Annotated in this window: 4 protein-coding genes and 2 pseudogenes; all 6 read right to left on the reverse strand. The window is 56.5% G+C overall.

The genetic code is table 11. The features are described from left to right. Positions 1 to 3 precede the first annotated feature (3 nt). On the reverse strand, positions 4 to 1,455 hold the full coding sequence (locus tag M5J06_RS10395; RefSeq protein ID WP_250224604.1) for an ABC transporter ATP-binding protein: 1,452 nt from the start codon (positions 1,453 to 1,455) through the stop codon (positions 4 to 6). 19 nt (positions 1,456 to 1,474) lie between these two features. Continuing rightward, complete coding sequence (locus tag M5J06_RS10400; RefSeq protein ID WP_070596755.1) at positions 1,475 to 2,119, reverse strand: ECF transporter S component; 645 nt, start codon at positions 2,117 to 2,119, stop codon at positions 1,475 to 1,477. A 615-nt stretch (positions 2,120 to 2,734) separates the two neighbouring features. Further along, positions 2,735 to 7,552, reverse strand: a complete 4,818-nt coding sequence (locus M5J06_RS10405; RefSeq protein ID WP_250224605.1) for a Rib/alpha-like domain-containing protein — start codon at positions 7,550 to 7,552, stop codon at positions 2,735 to 2,737. 376 nt (positions 7,553 to 7,928) lie between these two features. Beyond that, a pseudogene (locus M5J06_RS10410) lies at positions 7,929 to 8,228 on the reverse strand (hypothetical protein); the annotation flags it as partial. A gap of 16 nt (positions 8,229 to 8,244) precedes the next feature. Then, a pseudogene (locus M5J06_RS12495) lies at positions 8,245 to 9,689 on the reverse strand (IS1634 family transposase). Between the two features lie 419 nt (positions 9,690 to 10,108). Next, positions 10,109 to 11,505: YPDG domain-containing protein (locus tag M5J06_RS12380; protein WP_284150883.1), on the reverse strand; the 1,397-nt coding region annotated here is incomplete at its 5' end.

The raw sequence follows: 11,505 nt of genomic DNA on the forward strand, positions 1-11,505 counted from the left end.
GTACTAGCCACGGCTCACCTCCACTCGGTGGTCACCCAACGCAGAAATGAATAACGGATCATGGGTCACCGAGGCAATTGTCGTCCCCTCATCCGCCATGCGCCGCAGCAACCACACCAGCTCGGTGAAGGTGTGGGGATCTTGGCCGAAGGTGGGCTCATCAAGGAGCAACACCTCGGGTGCGGTGACCAACGCCGTGGCCACGGACAACCTGCGCTTCTCCCCTCCGGAGAGCGTAAACGGATTGGCGTTGAGCACATGCCCCAGGCGCAGCGACTCCACGAGCTGATCAATCCGCTTCTCTGGCACCTCGCGGCGCATGACCCGCGGTGCCACGCGCAGCTCCTCCGCCACCGTGCGGGCAACGAACTGGTGCTCGGGGTTCTGGAAGACAAACCCAATGCGGTCCGCCAACTCCCGTGACTTCCACGTCAACGGCGAGCCCTTAAGCCCCCGCCGCACGTACTCTGCCACACCAATCTCTCCGGACACTGCCGGAAGCAGCCCCGCCACCGTCATCAGCCACGTGGTCTTGCCCGCACCATTCGGCCCGGTAATCACCGTGGATTTCCCCCGCGGCAACGCGTAGCTGCGCGGCGGCCCGAAGCGGGTGACCAAGTCCGTGCTCCACAGCGCCGCCGATTCCGACTCTGCCGCTTCCGGCACGACCCCAACGCTGCCTGACGCCGGCCCATCAATCCCCCGCGCCCGCGGTAAACCGCTAATAGAGCGCGAAGCCACGACAGTCTCCGCTGGACCGTCAGCGACGATGCGGCCATCCTTCAGCTCAATCGCGCGGTCGAGCACTCCCTTCCACGCCGCGTGCTGGTGCTCCACCACGATGAGCGTGGCACCAGTGCGCTCCACCATGGTGGACACCGCCTCGATGACTTCACGCGCTCCCTCCGGGTCGAGGTTCGCCGTCGGTTCATCCAACAACACCATGCCCGCACCCATCGCGATGACACCAGCCAAGGCTAAACGCTGCTTCTGCCCACCGGAGAGCTGCTCGGTAGGAAAGGACAAGTCCACCGATGGCCCCACCATCGATAGCGCCGCCGACACCCGCCGCCAAATTTCCTCGCGCGGAAAAGCCAGATTCTCACAACCAAAGGCCACATCATCCCCCACACGCGCAGCAATCACCTGCGAGTCCGGGTCCTGCAGGACCAACCCCACCGGAATCGTGCGTCCCGGCGGCTCCACGTGGCCGGAGGCATCCTCCAGAAGGATCTCGCCTACGCGTGTGCCTTCATCATCACCGCCCAGCACACCCGCAATGGCCGCCAGCAACGTGGATTTCCCGGACCCGGAATCACCACACAGCAGCACCTTCTCCCCCGGCGATACAACCAAGTCAATATCGGCCAGCGCCGGCGCACGCCTCCCCGCGTGCGTCCAGCCATAGCCACGTGCCACAAGCTTCGTGGCCCCAGTACTACCCAGATCAGCCATCAACTAAACCAACACTCGTCTAAGCCCTGTGCTGCTCGCGCCCAACCGCGAAGCGGTCCAGCGCACCAGTCTTTGCAAGTGCCTGAACCACGAAATAGCCCACGGCTCCCGCCAACACAGCCCCGGAGATGCTCAGCGTCACCAGGTAGATGATGTTGAACTGCAGGGTCTTGCCCAGGTTTCCGGAGGTAAACAGCTCCAGCACAAACGCGCCCCAGCCCGCAGCCATGCCGCCGAGCATCGCAATGCTCAGGCCAAAGCGGCGGTACAGGAAGATAGCCAAGACAATCTCCACGCCAATCCCCTGCGCAATACCCGAATAAACCGTGCTCGGACCCCACTGGGAGCCCAGCACCGCCGACACGATAGCGGCCAGCAACTCCACGTAGAGTGCCGCACCCGGCTTACGGATAACCAATCCACCGATGACGCCACCGATCAACCAGATACCGGTAGCAATTCCTCCCAGGCCCGGCGTGAGCGCATCCATAGCTTCAAACCAGGCATATCCCACCGTGTTCCATGCCAGGAACACGAATCCGCACGCCACACCCAGCACCGAAGCCACCACGATGTCAACAATGCGCCAGTTCAAATTGCGCGGGGCAGCACCATTCGCAGTTGCGCCGCCATTTACAGACGCACCATGAGATACAGAGTTCATTATTCCTCCCTTTCGCCGGCATTATCCGGATCAGGTTCGACGGTTCGCCGCTGCACTGCGGCGTCTCAGCCTCCTCAGCTAACCCACGCAAAGCCCGGAAAACACAAGTGAAGTGAAACGAACCAAGCACAATCGCGGTCAACGAGGAAGCACCCGTGACGATGTGTAGTTAAAGCCACCAGCTGCCAAAAGCGCTGGCTAGATGCTCTTTAAAAGCATAGTCAGCTTAGCAAGCCCCTCCCACAAGAGCACATCTACCTCTACCTGATGAGCAAAGCCGCATTAGGACTCTCTCTGCAGAAAACGAAAGCACCCCGCCGCGTCCTCTGACCTACGCGACGGGGTGCCTGCACACCGGCAAAATCCGGTGGCCATGAGCCTCCACTCTTACAGCTTAAGGAAAGGAAAAGCTTCGGCAGAGACCCAAGACTATGTGAAATAACGGGGTGTATTTCGGAACTATCAAACAAACACAATCGAGCAATGAACCAGGCCACACCGCCGAAGCTTCAAGCTCCGGCAGCTATGGCCTAGGTCATCAACTCTCAAGTTGGGTGGGAGGTTAACGCACCTCCCAGGGCGGTGTTATTAGAGGAAACACATCCTGCGTTTCTCCTACTTGGAGGAACCGTTGGAAGAACCTGCACCCGGAGCACAAGCATCAGCGATGAGGCCGATAGCCAGCGCACCAGCAGCAACCAAAGCAATAGTGCTGCCATTGATACCGAAGCGCTTCAACTGCGCATCAATACCAGCCATCTTGCCAGCCAGCGGACCATTGAACACACCAGCCTGCTTCTGCAGCTGAGTGTTCAGCGCCTGAATCTGGCTATCAATCGGAGCCACAAAGTCCTTCAGACCCGGAATATTCAGCTGGGAAGCCAACCCAACCGGAATCAGGAACAGCAGCGGGATACCAACACCCAAGCCAGTAGCCAAGCAACGATCATTCACGTTGGAAGAACCAGCCCAATCAGAGGAATCATCCGGCTTGCCAGTGTCATCCTTGCCCGGCTTGGTGATCTTGATATCAACCTCACCGACCTTGTTGTCGTCCTTGTCCTTGACAACAACCGTGGCATCCTGCGCCTTAGTACCCTCCGGCACCGTCACCGCAATCTCACCAGTGTTCTTGTCAATCTCAACCTTGGCACCATCAACCGGCTTGCCATCGTTACCGATAACCTCACCAGCCATACCATCAGTCGGGTTGTTGACCTTGTCATCCAAGTCCTTGGACTCACCATTAGCCGGAACCTCATCGACAACGGAACCCGCATCAATACCCGGCTTGCCAGTGTCATCCTTGCCCGGCTCGGTGATCTTGATATCAACCTCACCGACCTTGTTGTCGTCCTTGTCCTTAACAACAACCGTGGCATCCTGCGCCTTAGTACCCTCCGGCACCGTCACCGCAATCTCACCAGTGTTCTTGTCAATCTCAACCTTGGCACCATCAACCGGCTTGTCATCGCTACCGATGACCTCACCAGTCAAATCGTCAGTCGGGTTCTTGACCTTGTCGTCCAAGTCCTTCGGCTTATCGTTAGCCGGAACCTCATCAACAACGGAACCCGCATCAATACCCGGCTTATCAGAGTCATCCTCACCCGGCTTGTCCTCAGCCTCAGTCAGGTCAGCAACATTGTTGCCGTTCTTGTCAGTGATACCGCTATCACCAAGACCGTCGCCGTCTGCGTCCTTAACCGAGCCCTCCGGAACCTCAGACTCTTCAGAGTTCTTCTTGCCGTCACCGTCGGTGTCCTCGTCACCATCATTGGTGCCGTCACCGTCAGTATCCGGGTTCAGCGGATCAAGGCCAGCAGCCTTCTCATCATCATTGGACACACCGTCGCCATCAGCATCCGGGTCCTCAGAGTTGATGATGCCGTCGCCGTCCTTGTCACCCTTCGGGCCATCCTGATCATCGTTGTCGATGATGTCCGGGATGCCGTCACCATCGGAGTCCTTGGACTCATCCTTCTCAGTGTTGGACTCATCCTTGTTGGACTTGCCATCATCATCAGCATCCTCGTCACCATCATTGATGCCATCACCATCGGTATCCGGATTGTAAGGATCGGTACCGGCAGCCTTCTCATCAGAGTTGTTGACACCATCGCCGTCGATATCCGGATCTTCAGTATCCGGGATACCGTCGCCATCAGTATCCTTCGGCTTGACTTCACCCTCATCGGTCTCACGGATATCCGGGATACCATTCGGCTCGTCGCCATTACCGTTTACACCATTATCGGTGACATCCGGGTCAGCAAGGCCGTCGCCGTCCTTATCCTCAGCACGGCCATCAGACGGAACATCAGACTCATCGGCATTGGACTTACCGTCCTTGTCGAAGTCCTCATCACCATCCTTGGTGCCGTTGTCATCGGTATCAGGGTTCAGCGGATCAGTACCGATTTCCTTCTCATCGGTGTTGTTGACACCATCGCCGTCAGCGTCAGCATCATCCTCATTGGCGATGCCATCGCCGTCCTTGTCACCCTTCGGGCCGTCCTCATTGTCAGGATCGATGATGTCCGGAATACCGTCACCATCCTTATCGGTGACCTCATCGGAGTCAGCATCAGACTCTTCCTTGTTCGGCTTGCCGTCACCGTCGGTGTCCTCGTCACCATCGTTGACGCCATCACCATCGGAATCCGGGTTCTTCGGATCAGTACCGGCAGCCTCTTCATCCTTATCGTTGACACCATCATTGTCATCATCGGTGTCCTCAGAATCCGGAATGCCATCACCATCAGTATCAACCGGCTTGGTATCCTCACCCGGCTTCTCAACAGTGACAGTGACGTCAACGGTATCGGTGGAACCATCCGGGTAGGTCACAACAACCGGAACAGTGATCTTGTCACCAGGCTTGGCATCCTCAGAAACCGGAACAGTAATCTCACCGGTGGTCTCATCAACCTTTACATCCTCAGGAGCACCCTCACCCTTGGTGAACTTAGTGTCCTCAGGAGCCTTGGTGTCCTTGCCGTCCTTATCCGTAAAGGTCGGAGCAGGAATAGTAGCATCCTCACCCGGCTTAGCAGAACCAGGCTCGTACTTAGGAGTCAGATCGTCGGCAGTCTTATCACCAGGCTGCTCAGGATCCGTAGTGCCCGGCTCCTCAACCGTGACAGTGACCTCAGCATTGTCCTTAGAACCATCCGGATAAGTCACAACAACTGGAACAGTGATCTTGTCACCAGGCTTGGCATCCTCAGAAACCGGAACAGTAATCTCACCGGTGGTCTCATCAACCTTTACATCCTCAGGAGCACCCTCACCCTTGGTGAACTTAGTGTCCTCAGGAGCCTTGGTGTCCTTACCGTCCTTATCCGTAAAGGTCGGGGCAGGAACAGTAGCATCCTCACCCGGCTTAGCAGAACCATCCTCATACTTCGGCGTCAGCTCCTCAGCAGTCTTGGCTTCCGGAGCCTCTGGCTTCTCAACCGTGACAGTAGCGTCAATGGTCTCACGGGATCCATCCGGGTAAGTGACCAGTACTGGGATGGTGTACTCACCAACTGGGGTTTCTGCGGAAGGAGTGACCTGGATCGAACCATCTTCTGGGTTGACCTTGATCCAATCCGGAGCCGCAATCTCCTTACCCTCAGGGGTCGTAATGTCTTCAACTTGCTGGAACGTCGTGCCTTCCGGAAGATCCTGGGTTGAATCCTTCGGAGCCGGAACCGTCGTAGTCTTGCCTTGCGGCGCCTTTGTCTTCTCGTACGCAGGCTCGAACTGACCGTTATTCCGGTCCTTGTCAATTGCAACGAACGAGTCCTGTGCGAGGACCACGCCGTAAGCGTTGACAAGCTGAGCATTATAGGTTCCAGGGGTTTGGAAGTCCGTAGCCGGCAGAGAGCAATTCTTAGCATCGGCCAGGTTAGCTACCGGGCATTCCTTGATCTGCTTGCCGTTGGGTCCAACCCACACAATCTTGTTGCCATCAAATGGCGGCAGCTCGCCGGTGAGCTCGAGCTGTGCATCCTCCAGCTTCTCTCCACCTGCAGGAAGGTCCGCGGGGTTGAGGTTGGAGTCATAGTTCGTGATATTGAGCTTAGCGATCTGCTGCTTGACCTCGGCAAAGTTAACGTTGTACCAACGCTGCTTTGCGAACGAAACGACGCCTACCCTACCGTCGCTGTTCGGATTCTCGCCGCTGTTTCCGTTTGCTTTCTGGAATACAGGGGTCGGGAATCCACTGAAGGAGTTGAGAACCTTACCATCATTCTCAGCCCAGATGTACGTGTAGTCAGCTGGGCGGGTGCCAACGTCCTCACCCATGCGGATCGTGTAGCGACCATCCGCATCGGTCGTAGCTCCAACCGTCTTCAGGATCGGCTCCTTGCCGTTGGCCCGCATATCCAGAATCATGTTCTTGGTTGCTTCGGCCTGCTCACGGTAGGGCAGCTTGTCGATTCCTAGGCGCTTCTGCTCAGCGATGCCCTCATCAGAGAGAACCGAGGCATAGACCTTTGCGCCCTCAATCGGAAGGTCACCCTTCCACCAGTAGAGAGGGCCAGTCTCGTTACGGTCCGGGCCGCCCTCTGCATCGGTCCAGACGCGACCGGTGAAGGTATACGGAGTCATCCCGGCACCGGGTTTCTCGTAGCCCTTGTCATCCATGGAGAAGTTGGGGCTCTTCATGTAGCTATCATCGGCGACGCTGGGTGCCTGCTCGCGCAAGACGATAGCGGTGCGCTGCTGGTTCGTGCCATCAAGGTAGAAAGCACCGTTTGCACTACCATCATGAGAATCCGCCCAGGCGCCCGGAACGCCGCCACCAGCCTGGCGAATATACGTCAGTTCATTGCCGGTATTTTCATTCTTCAGCGGGGTATCAGACCACACACGGTATTGTTGATCGGCTGTCGCACGGAAAATGTGCGGCTTGCCGTTCACGTCAATGAACGAGTATTCCTTGCCCGCAACCGGGCTATTGGGGTGCGTGAGGACGTTTCCTTCTGCGTCCTTCTTACGAAGGTCGAAGGCATACTGCCCATCCTGGCCACCAAGGTTTGCAGACTTAGCAGTGTAGATGGGAGAAATGACGCCATCGGCGTCCTTAAACTGCATGTAGACAGTAACGTCATTAATACCTACGCCGTCGGTAGTTTTTAGGGACGTTCCACCCGTTCTTTCAGCAATACCGACCGTACCTGAAAGCGTAGCGAAGGCATTGGTCAAGTCAATGGGCTTCGAGACATAGCCATTGGCAATGGCGTCGGCCTCAATCAGCTTCGTAGGATCGATAGCGGGAGCCGGCGCGGAGGTCCCTGCCTGCTGCGCCGCAGCCAAAGCTGCGTTCTGAGGAGCGACAACCGGGTGAACGAATGGAGCGACCAAAGCGACGGAAAGCGCGGCGGCTGCAATCGTCGTGCCGCGGCGACGAGCAGAACCGTTGAAACTCTTCATATTCATGAAGAATCCTTTCATGAGAACAATTAGGGAACCGGTCAACAGCTCGCCCTCGGTCAGATTTTGAAGCATCTTGAGCGTTCCTGAAGGCAAACTGGACTCAAGCTGAGACGTTACCCCCCCCCACCACTCTCCGCAAGAGCTAATTTCACCCATGGTTAACGGTGTCCGTGCACGTCATGGACATTCCGTTGATGAGAAATTCTAAACCTGCAGGCCACAGGCAGCCCCAATGTTCATGGTGTTCACAGGGTTCTTTATGTTTGAAACTTTGGCCTCAAATAAAATACCCCCGCCACACCCCTGTAAAGGGGCCGTGGCGGGGGCGAAGGGAAGATGACCCTACGGGTCACTCCCAGCGTGTCTCACATTGGCGGGACTAGAAGGTGTAGTCCTCCTCCAGCGGGACGGAAGCACCGGTGAACTCACCGAAACCATCGTCGCCGTAGATGGAATCACCATAGGTCGGGATGGAGTACGCAGCATTGCGTGCGGCCTCAGTCGGCTTCACACTGATGTTGCGGTAGCGGGAAATACCCGTACCGGCCGGAATCAGCTTACCGATGATGACGTTCTCCTTCAGACCAATGAGCTGATCCGAGCGCTTGTTGATGGCGGCGTCGGTAAGCACACGCGTGGTCTCCTGGAAGGAGGCCGCAGACAGCCAAGACTCCGTAGCCCTGACTTAGGCCAATTTAATGCGGAAGTTCGTGGCCGGTGATTGCTTGGATGGTGGTGGTGAGGTCGGGCGGCAGTGGTACGGGGGCGTGGATGGGTTCGCCGCCAACGACGACTTGAAAGCTGCGGTATTTCTTGAGTGTTCTCACGAGGCGTTTGATGGATTGATCACTGCGGGTCTCCATCAGGTGGGCCACGGCTAGTGCTGCCATCACAATGTTGAGATGTGCTGTGATCGAATCTTGTTTCCTGGCGTAGATTGGGCGTGCTTTCAGGTCTGATTTCGACATCCGAAACGACTGTTCAATGTTGAATAGCCTGCTGCGGTAATGCCCGATAACCTCCTGGGCGGGAAGAGCGGTCAGGTCAGTTTCATAGCCTCTAATTCCGGCTAGGGCTCGGTGCTTGGCAGCAAGAGCATAGTTGACCTTCTTGTTCGGGGCGGAAAGATCGATATAGCGGTTGCGCTTAATGGCGATATCGGCGTCAACAGCGCGTTTGGCTTTTGCGACTTGCTCTTTGATTCCGCGCAGGCTGCGCTTAGCCTGATCGTGAAAGTACTGGTAATGCGTCACCGAATTTGGGGTAGCGTGCTTGCGCCCATCACTTGCCGAGGCTTATGTCCGGATCTGGCCGTGGGTGTAGTCTTCACCGGGGTTAGCCCGCCGCCAGGTTTCGATCACCTCAGGCACGGTGGGGGTTTCACCGACAAAATGTAGTACAGCCCTGCATCTATCAATGCTTGTTTGTTCGCCGCTGAAAACATGCCCGCATCAGCAACAACGGTGAGTTCATCGAGTTGATAGGCCTCTTGGAACCGTGTCATCATCCGCAGCATCGTGTGGGTTTCTGCCGAGTTCCCAGCAAACGCGCCCACATGCAGTGGAAACCCAGCGGCATCAGTAAGCAGCCCGACAAGGATTTGTGGCTCTAGGCGGCGCTCTTTGGGAAAACCAGGCTTGCGAAGTTCATCAGGAGTATCGGTTTCAAAGTACAAGGTGGTCACGTCGTACAAGATGAATGCGCCGAGCCCAATACCTGCATGATGGGCCAACGCTTGGGTTAGTATCTCCCCGAACGATTCGGTGGCGAAGGAGGAAAGACGCCTCTGGATGGTGCGGTAGCTTGCGCTGGTGATGCCAACCTCGGCAAGAGTCTCGATGGAATCCAGCTTTGAGCCGGGATTGATAATCCGGGCACGCACCAGATCGCGAAACACCGGATCATCACCGCTTGCTGCAGCAAGACCTAACTCGTTGAAACACGCATCAATACAGTCCAGCAAGTATCCGGCCCGCTGACCGACTACCGGCAGCGGGTTGGACACGCTGCCTGTCGCCGGTGGGATGTGTGTAACCTCGCCGAAGTCCATTGCGAGTTGGTCACCATCGACGATGCGTTGAGCTTCAGCCCGCAAAAGCGCAAGCTCAGACTCTGAATGCGCTGAGCCGATATGCTTCATCCTTTTCGCACCTTTGCGTTCAGAGAACACCCCGGCACCACCCACTTAGTGCGGAAAAATTCCTCCCCACCGACGAAAACCAACAGGTAACAGTGTCAAGAGTGACGTTACTCACCCACCCATGACCTAAGTCAGGCAAGGGCCCTCACAACAAGCAGCTTAAGGAAAGGAAAACGCTATAAATCGGAAGACCCAAGACTCAATGAAATAACTTGAACGTATTTCGGAATAATCAAACAAATCAAGAAGAAGGAACCAGGCCACTGCTGCCACAGCCGGACAAACCACGCTGCCGAAACAACTGGCTCCAGCAGCAGCCCCTGCTCCATCAACTCTCCAGTTAGGTGGGAAGGATAACGCCCCTTCCCAAGCGGTGCTCAACTATTTACAAGGCGAACACAACCCTTGCAGCAAATGCCTTACTTGGAAGAACCTTCCTCATCAGCACCCGGTGCACACGCATCAGCGATAAGGCCGATAGCCAGCGCACCAGCAGCAATCAGAGCCACAGCACCAGCAACCTGCTGATACTCAGCACCGAAACGCTTCAACTGCGCATCAATACCAGCAGCCTTGCCAGCCAGCTCACCATTGAACACACCAGCCTGCTTCTGCAGCTGAGTATTCAGATTCTGAATCTGCTTATTAATAGGAGCAACAAAGTCCTTCAGACCCGGAATATTCATCTGGGAAGCCAGACCAACCGGAATCAGGAACAGCAGCGGGATACCAACACCCAAACCGGTGTTAATGCAACGCTCGCTCGGCTTCGAAGACAGGTCAGAGGAACCAGACCCATCGGAAGAACCGCCCGACTTCTCAACCTCAACCTCAACGCGGTCGATCTCATTGCCGTCCTTGTCCTTGACAACGACAACAACCTTGTCACCAGGCTTAGCATCCTCATCAACGTCGACAACCAGCTTGCCGTTCTCATCGATTTCAGCCTTACCCGGACCCTCGGTCTCAACCGTGGTGCCATCCTCAACCGGACCACCAGCGTTCGGAAGCTCGACCTTATCACCAGGCTTGCCCTTGTCACCCGTCCAATCCGGCTTATCAGCAGGAGCATCCGGCTGCTCAACCTCAACGACTACGCGGTCGATCTCATTGCCGTCCTTGTCCTTGACAACAACAACAACCTTGTCACCAGGCTTAGCATCCTCATCAACGTCGACAACCAGCTTGCCGTTCTCATCGATTTCAGCCTTACCCGGACCCTCGGTCTCAACCGTGGTGCCATCCTCAACCGGACCACCAGCGTTCGGAAGCTCGACCTTATCACCAGGCTTACCCTTGTCACCCGTCCAATCCGGCTTCTTAGCCTCCGGGGCCTCACAGACTTCGTTCTGCTTGGTCGTGTAAGTCCAGGTGGTCTGGGTGCCTTCTGGGAAGGTGTAGCCTTCGGTTGGGAATGCCTCAACCTTGACGGTCTGACCGTAGTCGTAGACGTACTTGCCTTCAGCGTCTGGCGTCAGTTCCTTACCGTCAACGGTCACCTTGTACTCGACGCCTTCGGTCTTTTCAACGGTGACGTACGGAGGAATGTCGCAGGATGCCGGGTCGTCCGCAGAAGCACCCGTAGACGGGTTGTTCTCGGTCGGAACACCTGGCGTGACCGGCGTAGCGTCCTTCTCAGTGACCGTGACAGTGACATCAACAGTATCGGTGGAACCATCCGGGTAAGTCACAACAACCGGAACAGTGATCTTGTCACCAGGCTTAGCACCCTCCGGAACCGGAACAGTGATCTCACCAGTGTTCGGATCAACCTTCACACCATCCGGAGCATTCTCACCCGGGGCGAACTTCGTGC

The organism is Corynebacterium intestinale, from assembly GCF_023574125.1.
GTDB classification, from domain to species: Bacteria; Actinomycetota; Actinomycetes; order Mycobacteriales; family Mycobacteriaceae; genus Corynebacterium; species Corynebacterium hesseae.

Excerpts from the sequence above, each read along its gene's own strand:
- M5J06_RS10395 (WP_250224604.1), bottom strand. The coding sequence starts at position 1,455 with ATGGCTGATCTGGGTAGTACTGGGGCCACGAAGCTTGTGGCACGTGGC.
- M5J06_RS10400 (WP_070596755.1), bottom strand. The coding sequence starts at position 2,119 with ATGAACTCTGTATCTCATGGTGCGTCTGTAAATGGCGGCGCAACTGCG.
- M5J06_RS10405 (WP_250224605.1), bottom strand. The coding sequence starts at position 7,552 with ATGAATATGAAGAGTTTCAACGGTTCTGCTCGTCGCCGCGGCACGACG.